The organism is Myxococcus virescens, assembly GCF_900101905.1.
In the GTDB taxonomy this organism is placed as follows: domain Bacteria; phylum Myxococcota; class Myxococcia; order Myxococcales; family Myxococcaceae; genus Myxococcus; species Myxococcus virescens.
Genome location: NZ_FNAJ01000005.1, coordinates 571,369 through 585,706, shown reverse-complemented (window position 1 = coordinate 585,706; position 14,338 = coordinate 571,369). Strand labels below are relative to the sequence as shown.

Here is a 14,338-nt window from a genome sequence, read left to right as displayed (position 1 = left end):
CGCCCTGAAGGCACCGCAACCGCGGCGTGAAACGAGTGTTCACGCCGCTGAGATTGCTACCCCGGTTACTCCTCTTCGGGCTTCTCGAAGTTGACGTCGAAGGTGACGCGCTGGCCCGGCTCCACCTTGAACGTCTTCTGCCACCGGGAGTTGTTCACGATGACCAGGAGCTGGTGCGTGCCTTCGTACAGGTCCAGTTCCTCGATGGGCGCGGCACCGACGAGCCGGCCATCCACCGTGACGATGGCGCCCTCCGGGGCGCGTACGTTCGCGAATCCCTTGTTGAGGAAGATCTGCTGCGACGAACGGCCACCCGCCGGCACGGTGATGACCCGCGTCGTCTGGATGCCGAGCACCGGGTTGCTGAGCGTCAGCACGTGACGGCCCGCGGGCACGGCCGCGGAGACCGGCGTGCGGCCCAGGTACTGGCCAGGAATCGAGACCTCCACGCGCGGGTCCACGGTGACGTCCAGCGTGCCCATGGGAATGCCGGCGTCCACGGGGCCCGCATCCTGCGTCACGCCGGCGTCGACGGGCAGGGCGTCGGTGACGCCCGCGTCCTCGATCTCGGACTCGATGTTGGAGGGCAGCCGGCTGAGCACGACGGCTCCCGCGCCCACCGTGAGCGCCAGACCGACGCCCACGAAGGCCATCCAGCTGCGCGACGGTTTCTGCGCGGCGGGAGGCGCCGTGGGGGCCGCGTGTGCGCCCGTGCCCGTCGGGCCGGTGGACACAGCGGTTCCTGCTGATGCCCCCGTCCCCGTGGCGCCGGGATGCGCCTGAGTGCCTGCGCCCGGCTGATGCTGTGCGCCCGCGCCGGACTGCGCCTGTGCGCCTGCACCAGACTGCGCCTGTGCGCCTGCACCAGACTGCGCTTGTGCGCTTGCGCCTGAATGGGCCTGAGTGCTTGCGCCGGACGGATGCTGTACGCCCGCGCCGGAGTGAGCCTGTGCGCTTGCGCCGGACGGATGCTGTGCTCCCGCGCCGGAGTGAGCCTGCGCGCTTGCGCCCGCTTGTGACTGGCCACCTGCACTGGATTGAGTCTGTGCGCCCGCGCCGGACTGAGCCTGTGCACCGGCCTGCGCCTGACCACCCGCACCGGACTGCGTCTGGGCCCCCGCCGAACCAGCGCCGGACTGCCCAGCGCTGCCCGCAGCCGATGCCGCCTGCGCGTTGCCACTGGCCGCCGAGCCACTCCCAGCCTGCGCACCCGAACCATCGGCCGAGCCCGAGGCATGCAACTGTCCCGGCAACTCCGGCCACTTCGCGGGCATCAAGCCCGGGGGCAGGGCGCCGCGCGCGAGGAACTCAGCCACGGCGGGCGGAGAGATGCCAGCCTTCTGCATCACCTCGGCGATGCCCGTTTCAATCACCCGCCGCCGCGTCGCGCGAGCCTCGCTCTCGGGCGGGAAGTACTTCGACAGGAACTCCGAGAACTCCGCATGCGTGGGCAGCGAGCCGACGGCCTCCACCACGGCCTCGCGGAACGCGAGCGCCGTCGGATACCGCTCCTTGGCCCGCTTCGCCGTTGCCCGGCGCAGCACCGCGTCCAACTTCAGCGGCACGTCCTGCGCCATGGGCGGCAGCGAGCGCGTGAGCACGGCCTTGTCCGGGTCCGCCGCATCCTTGAAGGGAATCTTCCCGGAGAGGCACTCGTGCAGCACGAGTCCCAGGAGGAACACGTCCGACTGGACGTTGACCGCCTCGCGTCCACCGAGGAGCTGCTCGGGCGCGCTGTACAAACGCCGGTTCTTCACGCGCTTGCCACCGCGCTCACGCGGAGCCACGCCGAGCGCGCCATAGCCCGTCACCTTCGTCAGACCGCCGAAGGAGATCATCAGCGTCTCGGGCCGGACGTCACCGTGCACGAAGGGCGTGCCGTCGTCATTGCCCGCGACGTGCGCGTAGTGCAGACCCACGGCGGCATCCGCCACGACGAGCGCCGCGAAGTGCGGCGGCAGGCGGGGGTGGGCCTCCAGCAGGCGACGCAGGGGCTCGCCGTCGGCGAACTCGGTGACACGGGCCAGTCCGCCATCTTGCTCGGCCAGGGCGTGGACACGGAGGATGTGCGGATGCTCGAAGACGAGCGCGCGAGCTGTCTCGCGACGCAGGGTCGCCTTCAGCTCGGGGTTCTGCACGACATCTTGCGGTGCCCAGATGAGCACCACGGGACGGGGAGACGCGCCGTCCTCCAGGGCGAGTCCGAGGAAGGCACGTGAGCCTTCCCCGGCCAGCAGGGGACCAAGGGATTGGTAACGGACGGAACTCATGACACCGCATGTTAGTGCGAGTCACGCGGGTCCTGAAATACGGGGAGCCCGTTGCCCTTTCCCGACAGCTACAGCCGGTAGCCTGCTTCCCGCTCGAAGGGCAGCGTCACGTGGTAGCCGTAGCGCCCCCGCCGCACGAGCAACAGCACGCTACGTCCCCGTCGCGCGGTGAGCAGGGCCTCCCGGAAGGCGTCGTTCGTCGTCACGGGCTGGTTGTTCACACGGAGGATGATGTCTCCGGGCTCCAGCCCGATGTCCGCCGCCGCCGAGCCCTGGCGCACGCCGGACACGGCCAGGCCGCCGCGAATCTCCTTCACGCGGAGTCCCAGCCGCTCCCACGCCAGCCCCTCGACCATGCGAGCGGGGAACTCCACGGGCGTCACCTGGACGGTGCGCAGGCCGCCGTCGCGGAAGAGCACCACCGGGAAGGCGGAGCGGGCGGGGTAGCCGCGAACGCGGGTGTCGAAGTCCTCGGCGTCCTGGATGCGCGAGCCACCCAGCTCCGCCACCACGTCCCCGCGCTTCACGCCAGCCTCCGCGGCTGGACTCCCTGCCTCCACCGCCGTCACCAGCGCGCCATAGGCCCGGTCCCACCCGAGCTGCCGGGCGACGCGGACCGGCAGGTCCGCCGTATCGATGCCCACCCACGCCGGGCGCACCTTCCCGAAGCGGGTCAGCTCGTCGACGATGCGGCGCACCTTGTCGGCCGGAATCGCGAAGCCGATGCCCTGCGCGCCGCCGCCGAAGATGGCGGTGTTGATTCCGATGATTTCCCCATCCACGTTGAGCAGCGGGCCGCCCGAGTTGCCCGGGTTGATGGCGGCGTCCGTCTGCACGAAGTCGTTGTAGACGCGGTTGTCGGCGCGGAAGGTGCGGCCCACCGCGGAGACGACGCCCGCCGTCACCGTCTTGCTCAGGCCGAACGGGCTGCCGATGGCGACCACCGTCTCGCCAATCATCAGGTCGGAGCTGGTGCCCAGCTTGGCGATGGGCAGGGGCTCCTTGGCGTTGACCTTGAGCACCGCCAGGTCGTTCGCCGCGTCGCTGCCGATGACCTCCGCTTCGTACGAGCGGCCATCCGCCAGGATGACGTGGATGGCGGACGCGCCCCGGATGACGTGGTCATTGGTGACGATGATGCCGCTGGGGTCGATGATGGCGCCGCTGCCCAGACCGGAGATTCTCTGACGCTCCGGCTCCGCGCCCATGCCACCGAAGAACTCCTCCAGGGGAGAACGGCGACCCCGGAAGCGCGACTCCACCTCCTGCTCGGTGCCGATGTAGACGACGGCGGGGGAGACCTTTTGCACGACCTCGACGATGGCGTCACGCCGCCGCGCGATGTCCGCGTTCGCCGTGCCCGAGGTCAGCAGGGCCACCACCAGCAGGCTCCACCTCATGACTGCGTGCTTCATTCCAACCCTCCGTGCACCGCCAGGGATTGTCGAGCGAAGGACATTCTGACTGTTGGGAAGGCCGCAGCCTCCCCGGGCTCCCTGGATGCGGTGTCTCGCTCTTCATAAACCACTCCGGTCATCCATGAACGAATGCATCTCTGGGATGCACGTCCTCTCGGGGTGTCGGTACACCGTGGGAGTGGATTGTTATCCTGGCGGCGCGCAAGCAGTCGCGGCGTGCCGAGGCGAGGGAGTGGAAGCATGAGTCTCGTCCTGGTCGCGGACGATGAGCCAGCGGTGTTGGAGGTTCTCAGTCAAGTCGTGGAGGACCTGGGCCACGACGTCTTGAGAGCGCGGGATGGCGAGGAGGCGCTCGGCCTGGCGCGTGCTCGGCATCCTCAACTGGTGGTGACGGACCACATGATGCCGCGGCTGAGCGGCGTGGAGCTCTGCCGCCGGATGAAGCAGGAGGCACAGCTCAAGGACGTGCCCGTCATCCTCCTCAGCGCGGTGCTGCCCCAGGGCGCGCCGGAGGCGTTCGCCTTCCTCCACAAGCCCTTTGAAATCACCGACTTCGAATCGGTCATCCACAAATCGCTGGCCGCCTCGCCGGAGCCCCGGATGGAGGCGCACGCGGCGTCCCCATTGGGCGCGCTGGGGCAGTGGGTGGCGCAGACGCTCCAGGGCCCGCTCGAAACGGCCCGCGAGCAGCTTCGCCGGCTGGAATGCACGCCCTCCGTGGACCGCGCGGCGCTGGACACGCTGGCGGCGCAGCTCCAGTCCATGGAAGCCGTGGGCCGTCACCTGCGCGAGCTGGCGTGGCTGTCCTCGGGCGAGGCGACGCTGAAGCGAATCGACACGGACGTGGGCCAGCACCTGCGCGACGCGGTGGCGGCACATGGCGCGCACGTCACGCTGGATGCACCCGAGGCGCCAGTCCACGCGCAGGTGGACCCACCGCGCATCCGGCAGGTCTTCGACGTGCTGCTGGCGAACGCGGTCCGGCAGGGGGACGCGGAGGTGGCGCTCGAAGTCTCCCAGACGCAGCTCACGGTGCGCGTGAAGGACGCGGGGCCGGGGTTGGCCGCGGAGGCGCTGGCCCACCTCTTCACGCCCTTCCGGATGGATGCGAAGGGCGTCTGCGGACCGGAGCTGTACGTGGCCTCGGAGCTGGTGCGCCTGCAAGGGGGCGCGCTGTCCGTCCAGTCACGACCCGGCGAGGGCTCCACGTTCAGCCTGATGCTGCCCAGGCGCACCTGACGCGCTCGTCCCGGGCAGGTGCCGTTCGATGGCGTCCACCAGGGCCTGTTCATCCTCCGCCGCCTGGAAGCGCGCCTTCATGCGCTCCAGCTCGCGCCGGTACGACGGTTGTTCGACGACCGCGTCGAGCAGCGGAACCAGGGTGTCGGGCGTCAGCGAGCGAAGGTCCGCGCGCTGCCCCAGCCCGTGGTGGACGACGCGAGCCGCGACGCCGGGCTGGTCGTATTGGACGGGCAGGACGACCATGGGCACGCCGAAGTAGATGCACTCCTTGACGCTGTTGAAGCCGCCGTGGGTCACCATGGCGGACGCGCGGCGCAGCATCTGGAGTTGAGGGACGCGCGTCACGGACACGAGATTGTTCGGGACGGGGCCTGGGCGCGTCTCCCGCCACGCATTGGTGGCCACCACGAACTGCCACGCGGGCCGCCGCCGGGCGGCCTCGGTGACGGCGTCGTGGAAACGCCGGGCCTGCTCGGGGGGCATGGCCATGGTGCCCAGCGAGCACAGGACCAGGGGGCGCTCCGGGCTCAGCCGCTCCCACGGGAAGTCGGGCTCCTTGCGCTCCAGGTCGATGCAGGGCCCCGTGTAGTGGACGTCGATGGAGAGCCGTGCGCCACTGAACTCCACGAACTCTCGGGGGCAGAGGACGAGCATGGGGTCGTGCTCGCCGCTGAGGCGCCCCGCGAAGTCCAGATGCTCGGGCGGATAGCCGTACTTGCGCGCCAACGCGTGCCGGTACCGGAGGTCCGCCGGCTCCAGTCCGACCCAGCTGCGCCAATCCTCCATCTTCGATGCGAACAGGATGCGGCCCCAGTCGAGCGCGCCTCGGATGACGCCGGAGAGCTGGCCATCCGGGATGACGTCGGAGGTCGGCGGCGGCGTCATGAGCTCCCACCGCATGGGGATGCTCGTGTTCAACACCAGGGTGGGAACCTGGTGGCCGCGGAGGACGAGGAACGACTCTGGGAGGAGGACATCCGTGAGACCCAGGTCCGGCCGCGTCCGGGTGATGATGGCGTCGAGCTCCCCCTGGAGCATCGACTCATACATCTGGTTCTGCTTGCGCAGCACCTGCAGCAGGTAGCGCACGCGCTTCAGGCCCTTCCACTGGCTCACCCGCTCCTTGACCTCATCCTGGAAGCCCAGGGGGAACAGGTGTTCGAAGAGGCACTCGAAGTCGAACCCCTCCGCGCGGATGAGCGCCTCGGTGTCCCGGATGCCGCAGAAGACAATCCGGTGCCCCCGCTTCTGGAGGGCCCGGGCGAGCTTGAGCGAGGGATTGATGTGCCCACGCTCGGGCAGGGGGCAAACGAGGAGGGTCGACATGGAGGCTCCTGGCGGTGTGGCCCGAAGCCTCCAGGGGCGCTTCGCGTGACGAGGCGTCAGGCCTGCTGCGACTTCAGCATCCAGCCAATCATTTTGTACAGAAGCCGGGCGCCGACGTTGCCGTCCCACTCGCCGCCATCGGGGTCGGGGGCCACCTCGGTGAGGTCGAAGCCCACGATGGTGCGCCCGGAGCGGACCACGCCGGCGATGAGGGCCACGGCCTCGGCGAAGGACAGTCCGCCGGGCACCGGGGTGCCCGTGTGGGGGCAGAGCACGGGGTCCAGCCCGTCGATGTCGAAGGACAGGTAGACCTGCTTCGGGAGCAGGGCGACCATCTCATCCACCTGCCGGTTCCAGGGCACGCCGTCGAAGCGCTTGTTCTGGAGGGTGGCGTCGAAGAAGCCGTGCACGCGGCCGTTGGAGTCCGCGATGTACTGGTACTCCTCCGCGCTCATGTCGCGCAGGCCCACCTGGACCAGCGTCTTCACGCCGGGGATGCGCTCCGCGACGTTGTACATGATGGACGCGTGGGACCAGGTGAAGCCCTCGTAGGCCACGCGCAGGTCGGCGTGCGCGTCCAGGTGCAGCACGCCCATGCCGGGGTACTTCTCCGCGTGCGCGCGGATGATGCCGTAGGAGATGGAGTGGTCACCGCCCACCGCGGCCACGCGCTTGCCCTGGTCCAACCAGTGCTTGGTGGTGCGGTAGACGTGCTCGTTCATCTGGTCGCAGAGGACATTCACGTCCTGCGCGGCCTGAATCAGTGCGGCCTCGCCGGAGTGGATGCCACCGGCCTCGATGACGACCTGGGCGCGCTCCTTGGCGCGGGTGTTCCAGTCGCGCAGTTCCTGGGGCTCGGGGAGCATGGCGATGCCACGCTCGTAGGGACGACCCGTCTCCACGTCGAAGAGGTCGACCTGCCGGCTGGCTTCCAGGACGGCGGTCGGCCCCTCGGACGTGCCACCGCCGTAACTGGTGGTGGCCTCGAAGGGAACGGGGATGAGGACGACGTGCGCCTCTTCCGGGGAGTGGGGGAGGCCGAACACGCCGGAGTCCGGCTGGGCGGCGGCGCTGGGGTCGAAGTGGGTAGCCATGGCGGCGCAGGATAAAGGCCCGGTGTCGGGGCGCAATGGTCTGTTACTTCTCGATGCGTTCCTTGACGTCGAAACGTCCGGCCAGCACCTGATGTTTCTCAATCACCAGCCGGTCCGCCGTCAGCACGCCCCGGACGTCCAGGCTGTAGTCGTTGTAGAAGGCGTCTACGGTCGAGGCCTTGAGGTTCCCTCCAATGATGACGGGGCCCTCGGTCTGGAAGCTGTCGCATTCGAAGTCACCGCCTACGAAGAGCTGGCACCCTTCGAAGTTGGAGGCCTTGCCCTTCACCGTCAGGTTCCCCGTCACCAGGAGCGACAGCACCTTCAGGGGGCCTTCCACCACCAGGTCGCCGTGGTGGACGAAGGGGTTCTTGGACACCTTCTTGAGCGTCTTGCTCGCGGGGGCCCGCGTGGAGACCTGCCGGATGAGGTCGATGGTGGCGAAGACGAGCGGGGCGTTCGTGTTGCCGTGCTCCGCGATGCCCGCGTAGAGCTGGTCGATGGTGACCGAGTACTCCTCGACGAAGACGCTCTCCATGAACGCGCGGAGCTGCTCCCACGTCGTGGGGTTGACCCCCGTGGGAGCGTCCCCTGTCAGGTATTGGGTGACGCGCTCCTCGGAGAGCTCCTTCGCTTTCTTGGGCGGAGGGCCTCGCTGGTCCTTGGTCTTCTTCAGGAGTTCCACGAGCAGGGGGCCCACGTTCTTGCTGTGCCGCGAGGCGCGGGCGACGGAGAGCACCGACCTGCCCCCCTCCGTCTTCAGCCGAGGGTCGATGCCCTGCTCGATGAAGAACCGCACGACGCGGTCAGCGCCGAACTCCGCGGCCCGGTGAATCGGGAACTCGTAGTTCGAACCCGCTCGGATGTCGGCGCCGTACTCCATGAGCAACTGGATGACTTCGACGTTGTTCTGGGGGACGGCGATCATCATCGGCGAGTGCCCGTTGATGGTCTCGAAGTCCAGGCTGACGCCGCTGGCGAGCCGTGCGCGGATTTGAGTCACCACCTCGGCGTTCTTGCGCTCCGCCTTGGCCAGGCTCTGCCGGTACTCGGCCTCCGGCATTTCGACCCGGTGATAGGTCTGGATGTAGTGGAGGTCGTCAATCTGCCGGATGAGCTTTTCGAGCTCCAACTGCTGCTCCGTCATCGAATCCGTTCCTTCAGTGCGCGATGCGGCTCACGCCCACCGCACCACCAGCTTGCCCACCGAGTCATTGCCGGCCATGCGTTCCAGCGCCTGTCGGATGTCCGCGCGCGGCACCACCGCGTCTATCACGGGCCGCAGCGCCCCTGTGCGGAACAGCGGCAGCAGATGCCGCTCCGCGCTCTGCGCCAGCGCGATCTTCTCTTCCAGCGGACGGCTGCGCAGCACGGTGCCGGTGACACGCAGCCGCTTCGTCAGCACCGTGCCCAGGTTCACCTCGGTGGCCGCGCCCGCCACCAGCCCCACCAGCATCAGCCGCCCCCGGGGCGCCAGGGCGTTCAGCGTCTCCGGCACGTAGCTACCGCCCACCAGGTCCAGGCACAGGTCCGCGCCCCGGCCGCCTGTCTCCTCGCGCACCGCGTCCGCGAAGCGCGGCGGCCTGGCGTCACACAGCACCGTGCGAGCCACACCCCAGTCGGCCGCGCGGGCCAGCTTCGCCGCGTTGCGGCCGGTGCCCACCACGCGCGCGCCCATGGCCTGGCAGATGAGCGCCGCCGCCGAGCCCACGCCACTGGCCACCGCGTGGACGAGCACCGTCTCGCCGGGCTTGAGCTCGCCCTGGAGCACCAGCGCGTCGAACGCGGTCAGGTACGCCTCCGGAATGGCCGCCGCGTCGGCGAAGTCCATCCCATCGGGGATGGGCATCGCCTCTCGCTCATGGGTGACGAGCAGCTCCGACCACGCGCCTCCGCCCACCAGTCCCATGACGCGGTCGCCGGGCTGGAAGCGCCGTGCGCGCGGGCCCACGGCCACCACCTCGCCCGCGTACTCCAGGCCTGGAATGTCCGGTGCCACGTCCGGCGGGGCGGGGTAGTGACCACGAAGCTGCAGAAGGTCCGCCCGGTTGAGCGCGGACGCCCGCACCCGGATCAGAATCTCCCCTGGGCCTGGGACGGGCTCGGGACGTTCTTCCTCGGCGAGGACCTCGGGGCCTCCAGGACGGGTGATGCGAAGAACCTTCATGGCAGGCGCCTCCCATGGAATGGCGGGCACGAAACATCCTGGCTCGCGAGAGCGTCAACGCTTATCTAGAACACCGTCCATCATGAGCACCCTGACGTGTCCCATCTGCCAGAAGCCCGTTCCCCCGCGCGGGGAGAACGCTGCCTTTCCCTTCTGTTCCAAGCGCTGTCGCGCCGTGGACCTCGGCCGGTGGCTCGGCGAGGAGTACCGCGTCCCCGACCGGCAGGCGGATGAGCAGGAGGACGAGCTGCCCGCCGACAGCCACCCGGCACGCCAGCACGGCGACGCATGAGCGGCTTCGTCGACCTGCACTGCCATTTGCTGCCCGGCGTGGATGACGGGGCACGCACGCTGGACGACGCGCTGGAGATGGCGCGCGCGCTGGTCGACCTTGGCTTCTCCACCGTCGCCCCCAGTCCACACGCGCGCCCCGAATACGCCCCCGTGGAGGTGGTGGACGTGCGTCGTGCGGAGCTGGCGGAGGCCCTGGAGCGCGAGCGCATCCCGCTGGCGTTGGGGCGCAACGCCGAGAACGTGCTCGACGATGCCTTCCTGCGAGGCCTCAGCACGCCCCAGGCCCGAAAGTTGGGCCCGGGCCGCTATGTGCTCGTGGAGCTGCCCTACACCGCGCCTGTCCCCGCGCTGCCGGACATCCTCTTCCGCATCCGCACCAAGGGCGTGGTGCCGCTGCTGGCGCATCCCGAGCGCTGCTTGGAGTTCGAGCGGAAGGGCCGCGCCGCGGAGGCCGTGCGAGCTGGGGCATTGTTGCAACTGGACATCGGTGCGCTCATCGGCCGCTATGGCGGCACGGCGAAGAAGCTGTCGCGCGCCTTCCTGGACGACGGGCTCTATGCGGTGGGCGCCACGGACCTGCATGGGCCCGTGGGGGCCCGGGACTGGGTGGGCCGCTCGCTGGCGGAGCTGCGGAGCAGGGCAGGGGAGGCGAGCTTCGCCCGCCTCATGAAGGACAATCCCGCGATTTTGTTGGCCGGGGAGTCACTGGAGTCCGACCCGGACTGACGGTATACCCGGCCGCTGTGAAACGTGCCGTCAAACTCCTGGCCAGCCTCCTGGTCACCTTCCTCTTCATGTGGTGGGCCTTCCGGGACACGGACTGGGCGACGCAACTGGCCAGCCTGAAGTCGGCCAACTACGCGTGGCTGGTGCCGTACTTCGGCTGCCTGTTGGCCATCCACGTCTTCCGCACCCTGCGCTGGGGCTGCCTTCTGTCGGGACTGGAGCACGTCCCGTTCCGAAAGCTGAATGAGGCGTCCGGCATCGGCTTCATGATGCTGCTGGTGCTCCCCTTCCGCCTGGGCGAGTTCGCGCGCCCCTTCCTCATCGCGCAGCGCAGTGGCATCCGCCGCAGCGCGGCCATGACGTCCGTGGTGCTGGAGCGCATCGTGGACGGCCTCTTCGTGGCGGCGATGCTGCGAGCGCTGCTCTTCTTCGTGCCCACGGAGACGCCGGAGATTCGCTACGTCAAGCTGGGCTCGTGGCTGATGTTCGCGGTGTTCGGCGGCGGTCTGGCGTTCCTCCTCTTCGGCCTCTGGCAGCAGCAGCGCACGGTGAATCTGGTGCGCGCCACGGTGGGCCGGCTGGCGCCGCAGGTGGCGGACAAGGTGGCGGACATCGTCGACACCTTCGTGGGTGCCATGCGGCAGCTGCCGAAGGGGCGGCAGGTCGCGCTCTTCTTCCTCTACACGGCGCTGTACTGGGGCGTGAATGGCGCGGGGATGTCCATGCTGGCCAACGCCTTCGACTGCTCGGGCGCGGCGCCCGGCACCGTCTGCGAGCCCATGGACCTGACGCTGTTCCAGGCCTACGTCGTGCTGGGCGTGCTGGTGGTGGGGCTGATGATTCCGGCGGCGCCGGGGATGATGGGCACCTTCCAGGCGGCCACGAAGGTGGGCCTGAGCCTCTTCCTTCCGGCCGCCGCGGTGAATGCCAGTGGGCTGGCCTACGCCAACGTCATGTGGCTGAGCCAGACGGTGCAGCAGGTGGGCCTGGGCCTCATCCTGCTGTCCATGGGGCACCTGTCGTTCAAGGACATCGCCGGCAAGCTGGACGACAAGGACGGCGAGGCGGCGGCACCTTCCGCCTGACGCCGGGGCCGCATCCCGGCCCCGGGTGCCGTGTCGATGCGGCTTCCTACGGGGTGGGCGACGACGCCTGCCCCGTCTCCGCGGGAGCGGCTTCCGTCTTCGCGGGGGTGGTGTCACCGCTCTTGCCCGTCACCACGCCCTTCACCTTCTCCATGGCGGCCTTCGGGTCGATGTTGCCCTTGAGGGTGCCGAACGGCGTGTCGATGACCTGCTCCCGCTTCTCCGAGGAGGCGTAGCCCTCTGGCGCGCACAGGGCCTTCGCGCTGTCGCGCACGGAGACGACCGGGGTGTTGATGGTGGTGGAGTCCTCGGTCGTGGCCTTGGCGACGAGCTTGTCGTCGCGCATCAGCACGCAGCGGTCCTCGCCGTAGTACCAGGCGGTGGAGCTGTCCGGGAACTCCTGCGCGCGCGTGGGCCCTGAGCCCATGGCGTCGACGACCTGATGGGACGACATGCCTGGGTAGAGCTTGTCGAAGCCGGAGGTGGCACAGCCGGCGGCGGCGAGCGCGAGTGCGGCGCTGACAATCGGGAGACGCATGGGGTGTGGGGCTCCTTCCGAAAAGGAATTGCGGAGCCTACCCCGGCGTCACGTCCGGCCTCCAGGTGGGGGCCGGACGCATCGTGTCAGAGTTCCTGATCCAACCAGCGGACGATGGCCTCGCGAATCGAGGCCGGCCGCTCGGAGTCCAGTCGGGTGCGAAGCAGTCGGGCCGCGTCGGCGTCGCGCAGCATTGAAGCGGGCATCAGCTCACGCGTGCGAGGAAGGGATGCGCGGGGCGCGACGGCGGCAGACCTCATGACTGGCCTTCCTCCTTGGGCGCGCCGCGGCCGTACTTGCCGAGCAGGTCTTCCACGGCCTCGCGCAGGTACTCGCTCTGGTGGATGCGGGTCCGCCGCGCCAGCTCGCGCAGCTTCTGGACCTGCTCCTCGGGGACCAGGACGTGGGTGGAGACGATGTCGGCATCCGGGCCTCGGACGTCGACAGACACTTCCGAGGCCGCCGGGGATGACGGAGCCTCGGGGCTCAGGGGACTGGCGCTTCCATCCTGCATCGGACTTCCTCCGGGCGTGGCTGCTACAGGCCGCTACCTGCCTGTCCGCGGCATTAGGCGGGCGGACGGGCACGCCGTCAAAAAATGCGCCGGGGGCCAGGGGATCGAGCCGTGCCGCAGCCCGCGTTGACAGGGCCGTATCGCGCTGCTACTTCGCCGCTTGCCTTAGGGGAGTAGTTCACGCCAGCGGCGCTGGCGGCGGGAAGCTCGACACACTGGCTGGAAACGGCCCGGGCCCCCACCTCGTGATGTTCGCGAGACGAACGAGACCTTCGGACAGGGATTGTCGTTTCTTCCTGGCCGAGGTCCGTCGTGCGCGCGTGCTGCCCTGGCGTCTCCCACGAACCTGAACCCCGGCCCTGTGGTTGCGAGGGAGTCGTCATGTTGGAAGCGCTCGTGGGTTCGTTCGTGTTGGTGGCCGCCAGTGAGATGGGGGACAAGACGCAGTTGCTCGCGTTCTCCCTGGCCACGCGGTTTCGCAAGCCGTGGCATGTGCTGGCGGGCATCTTCGTCGCCACCGTCGCCAATCACGCGCTGGCGTCCAGCGTGGGCAGCTGGGTGTCCACACACGTGCCGGCGAAGTGGATGGCGCTGCTCCTGGCGGTGCTCTTCATCGGCTTCGGTTTGTGGACGCTCAAGCCGGACACGCTGGATGAAGATGGCGGCAAGCCGCCGCGCTTCGGCGCGTTCCTCACCACGGTGGTGCTCTTCTTCCTCGCGGAGATGGGGGACAAGACGCAGCTGGCCACCATGGCCGTGGCCGCGCGTTATCAGGCGCCCATCACGGTGACGCTGGGCACCACGGCCGGGATGATGCTGTCGGACGGCCTGGCTGTGTTCCTGGGGGACCGGCTCGCCGGGCGGGTGCAGATGAGCTGGGTGCGGTGGGCCGCCGCCAGCCTCTTCTTCATCTTCGGCGCCCTGTCGCTGTGGACGGCGCTCCGGATGTCCTGACGGCTGGGACGCGCAGTGCGAATGGGGCGATGTGACGGAGAAGTGTATTGCGCTTCATCACGGGAAAAGCTCCCATGTGAGAGGTCTGGGATGACCCGGACCTTTCTTCAGGAGCTGGAATGCGTTCCCCCATTCGTTTCTCCGCGATGATTTTGATGAGCGCCCTCATGGGCGCGGGTTGCAACGGTGCCCAGCCGCAGGACCCGCCGCCCGAGGCCGAGGTGGTTGCCGAGACGGCGGAAGTGAAGCAGGGCGCCGTGGGCGACGTGGTGCTGCGCTGTGACGAGTTCCAGGGCGGCACGCACCTGGAGGTCGTCCAGACGGCGACCGGCTTCGAGGCCGCGTACGTCTCCGAGGAGTACGACCCCTGGGATTGTCGCTGCACGTACACGAAGCGCGAGATTCTGGGGCAGTACAACCAGTGCCGCCGGTCGACGGTGGACCCGCGCATCATGAACTGCTACCGCATCGAGCCGAGCGGCACCATTGGCAAGGTGGTGCTGTCCACCACGCGCGTGCAGAAGACGCAGATGGTCATCGGCAGCAGCACGACGGTGAACTACAGCGAGCTGAGCGTCGCGGCCATCAACCAGGACCCCGGCCAGACGCCGCGCCGTGACTACGTCTTCCCGCTGAGCGACTGCCAGTAAGTTGTTCCAGGGCCGGGGAGCCGTCGAGCCCCGGCCTTTTTTCGTGGGGGGAGGCGATGA

15 protein-coding genes are annotated in these 14,338 nt (G+C 69.0%); 6 read left to right on the top strand and 9 right to left on the bottom strand.

The features are described 5' to 3' along the window. Positions 1 to 65 precede the first annotated feature (65 nt). Entirely contained in the window at positions 66 to 2,270 is a 2,205-nt protein-coding gene (locus BLU09_RS18370; RefSeq protein WP_090490835.1) for a protein kinase domain-containing protein, read from the bottom strand. Positions 2,271 to 2,338: 68 nt separating this feature from the next. Then, positions 2,339 to 3,685: a trypsin-like peptidase domain-containing protein gene (locus BLU09_RS18365; RefSeq protein ID WP_090490834.1), complete on the bottom strand. Its 1,347-nt coding sequence runs from the start codon at positions 3,683 to 3,685 to the stop codon at positions 2,339 to 2,341. Between the two features lie 243 nt (positions 3,686 to 3,928). Between BLU09_RS18365 and BLU09_RS18360 the strand changes: the two genes are divergently transcribed. Further along, the gene (locus BLU09_RS18360; protein ID WP_090490833.1) at positions 3,929 to 4,927 is read left to right on the top strand and encodes an ATP-binding response regulator; all 999 of its coding nucleotides are present in this window, start codon (positions 3,929 to 3,931) and stop codon (positions 4,925 to 4,927) included. On the opposite strand, the gene BLU09_RS18355 is transcribed toward BLU09_RS18360, so the two are convergent. From BLU09_RS18355 to BLU09_RS18340, 4 genes are read right to left on the bottom strand one after another with little or no spacing between them, the layout of a single operon-like run. After that, positions 4,874 to 6,256 (bottom strand): glycosyltransferase, encoded by a 1,383-nt coding sequence (locus tag BLU09_RS18355; RefSeq protein WP_090490832.1) that lies wholly within the window; start codon positions 6,254 to 6,256, stop codon positions 4,874 to 4,876. The genes BLU09_RS18360 and BLU09_RS18355 overlap by 54 nt on opposite strands. A gap of 56 nt (positions 6,257 to 6,312) precedes the next feature. After that, positions 6,313 to 7,350, bottom strand: coding sequence for an agmatinase family protein (locus BLU09_RS18350; RefSeq protein ID WP_090490831.1), 1,038 nt, complete (start codon positions 7,348 to 7,350; stop codon positions 6,313 to 6,315). A gap of 43 nt (positions 7,351 to 7,393) precedes the next feature. Further along, the gene (locus BLU09_RS18345) at positions 7,394 to 8,497 is read right to left on the bottom strand and encodes an ankyrin repeat domain-containing protein (RefSeq protein WP_090490830.1); all 1,104 of its coding nucleotides are present in this window, start codon (positions 8,495 to 8,497) and stop codon (positions 7,394 to 7,396) included. A 30-nt stretch (positions 8,498 to 8,527) separates the two neighbouring features. Beyond that, complete coding sequence (locus tag BLU09_RS18340; RefSeq protein ID WP_090490829.1) at positions 8,528 to 9,517, bottom strand: NAD(P)H-quinone oxidoreductase; 990 nt, start codon at positions 9,515 to 9,517, stop codon at positions 8,528 to 8,530. Between the two features lie 82 nt (positions 9,518 to 9,599). Here BLU09_RS18340 and BLU09_RS18335 point away from each other — a divergent pair, with 82 nt between their 5' ends. Genes BLU09_RS18335 through BLU09_RS18325 form a run of 3 tightly spaced genes read left to right on the top strand, consistent with a single transcriptional unit; the run spans position 9,600 to position 11,622 of the window. Then, positions 9,600 to 9,809: a DNA gyrase inhibitor YacG gene (locus BLU09_RS18335; RefSeq protein WP_020478355.1), complete on the top strand. Its 210-nt coding sequence runs from the start codon at positions 9,600 to 9,602 to the stop codon at positions 9,807 to 9,809. Continuing rightward, positions 9,806 to 10,537: a tyrosine-protein phosphatase gene (locus BLU09_RS18330; RefSeq protein WP_090490828.1), complete on the top strand. Its 732-nt coding sequence runs from the start codon at positions 9,806 to 9,808 to the stop codon at positions 10,535 to 10,537. Before BLU09_RS18335 ends, BLU09_RS18330 begins: the two co-directional genes overlap by 4 nt. A 17-nt stretch (positions 10,538 to 10,554) precedes the next feature. Then, positions 10,555 to 11,622 (top strand): lysylphosphatidylglycerol synthase transmembrane domain-containing protein, encoded by a 1,068-nt coding sequence (locus BLU09_RS18325; RefSeq protein WP_090490827.1) that lies wholly within the window; start codon positions 10,555 to 10,557, stop codon positions 11,620 to 11,622. 46 nt (positions 11,623 to 11,668) lie between these two features. Here BLU09_RS18325 and BLU09_RS18320 read toward each other — a convergent pair whose 3' ends face one another. The 3 genes from BLU09_RS18320 to BLU09_RS18315 form a co-directional block, all read right to left on the bottom strand. Continuing rightward, positions 11,669 to 12,160: a hypothetical protein gene (locus BLU09_RS18320; RefSeq protein ID WP_090490826.1), complete on the bottom strand. Its 492-nt coding sequence runs from the start codon at positions 12,158 to 12,160 to the stop codon at positions 11,669 to 11,671. 86 nt (positions 12,161 to 12,246) lie between these two features. After that, the gene (locus BLU09_RS38785) at positions 12,247 to 12,420 is read right to left on the bottom strand and encodes a hypothetical protein (protein WP_167371110.1); all 174 of its coding nucleotides are present in this window, start codon (positions 12,418 to 12,420) and stop codon (positions 12,247 to 12,249) included. Further along, positions 12,417 to 12,674, bottom strand: coding sequence for a ribbon-helix-helix domain-containing protein (locus tag BLU09_RS18315; RefSeq protein ID WP_090490825.1), 258 nt, complete (start codon positions 12,672 to 12,674; stop codon positions 12,417 to 12,419). Before BLU09_RS18315 ends, BLU09_RS38785 begins: the two co-directional genes overlap by 4 nt. 381 nt (positions 12,675 to 13,055) lie before the next feature. Between BLU09_RS18315 and BLU09_RS18310 the strand changes: the two genes are divergently transcribed. Both BLU09_RS18310 and BLU09_RS18305 read left to right on the top strand, forming a co-directional pair. Further along, the gene (locus BLU09_RS18310; protein WP_090490824.1) at positions 13,056 to 13,628 is read left to right on the top strand and encodes a TMEM165/GDT1 family protein; all 573 of its coding nucleotides are present in this window, start codon (positions 13,056 to 13,058) and stop codon (positions 13,626 to 13,628) included. A gap of 119 nt (positions 13,629 to 13,747) precedes the next feature. Further along, complete coding sequence (locus BLU09_RS18305) at positions 13,748 to 14,278, top strand: hypothetical protein (RefSeq protein ID WP_090490823.1); 531 nt, start codon at positions 13,748 to 13,750, stop codon at positions 14,276 to 14,278. The last annotated feature ends 60 nt before the right edge of the window (positions 14,279 to 14,338 follow it).

What these genes read in the sequence shown, in the direction of transcription:
- BLU09_RS18370 (WP_090490835.1), bottom strand. Translation starts at nt 2,270, where the DNA reads ATGAGTTCCGTCCGTTACCAATCCCTTGGTCCCCTGCTGGCCGGGGAA.
- BLU09_RS18365 (WP_090490834.1), bottom strand. Translation starts at nt 3,685, where the DNA reads ATGAAGCACGCAGTCATGAGGTGGAGCCTGCTGGTGGTGGCCCTGCTG.
- BLU09_RS18360 (WP_090490833.1), top strand. Translation starts at nt 3,929, where the DNA reads ATGAGTCTCGTCCTGGTCGCGGACGATGAGCCAGCGGTGTTGGAGGTT.
- BLU09_RS18355 (WP_090490832.1), bottom strand. Translation starts at nt 6,256, where the DNA reads ATGTCGACCCTCCTCGTTTGCCCCCTGCCCGAGCGTGGGCACATCAAT.
- BLU09_RS18350 (WP_090490831.1), bottom strand. Translation starts at nt 7,350, where the DNA reads ATGGCTACCCACTTCGACCCCAGCGCCGCCGCCCAGCCGGACTCCGGC.
- BLU09_RS18345 (WP_090490830.1), bottom strand. Translation starts at nt 8,497, where the DNA reads ATGACGGAGCAGCAGTTGGAGCTCGAAAAGCTCATCCGGCAGATTGAC.
- BLU09_RS18340 (WP_090490829.1), bottom strand. Translation starts at nt 9,517, where the DNA reads ATGAAGGTTCTTCGCATCACCCGTCCTGGAGGCCCCGAGGTCCTCGCC.
- BLU09_RS18335 (WP_020478355.1), top strand. Translation starts at nt 9,600, where the DNA reads ATGAGCACCCTGACGTGTCCCATCTGCCAGAAGCCCGTTCCCCCGCGC.
- BLU09_RS18330 (WP_090490828.1), top strand. Translation starts at nt 9,806, where the DNA reads ATGAGCGGCTTCGTCGACCTGCACTGCCATTTGCTGCCCGGCGTGGAT.
- BLU09_RS18320 (WP_090490826.1), bottom strand. Translation starts at nt 12,160, where the DNA reads ATGCGTCTCCCGATTGTCAGCGCCGCACTCGCGCTCGCCGCCGCCGGC.
- BLU09_RS38785 (WP_167371110.1), bottom strand. Translation starts at nt 12,420, where the DNA reads ATGAGGTCTGCCGCCGTCGCGCCCCGCGCATCCCTTCCTCGCACGCGT.
- BLU09_RS18315 (WP_090490825.1), bottom strand. Translation starts at nt 12,674, where the DNA reads ATGCAGGATGGAAGCGCCAGTCCCCTGAGCCCCGAGGCTCCGTCATCC.
- BLU09_RS18310 (WP_090490824.1), top strand. Translation starts at nt 13,056, where the DNA reads ATGTTGGAAGCGCTCGTGGGTTCGTTCGTGTTGGTGGCCGCCAGTGAG.
- BLU09_RS18305 (WP_090490823.1), top strand. Translation starts at nt 13,748, where the DNA reads ATGCGTTCCCCCATTCGTTTCTCCGCGATGATTTTGATGAGCGCCCTC.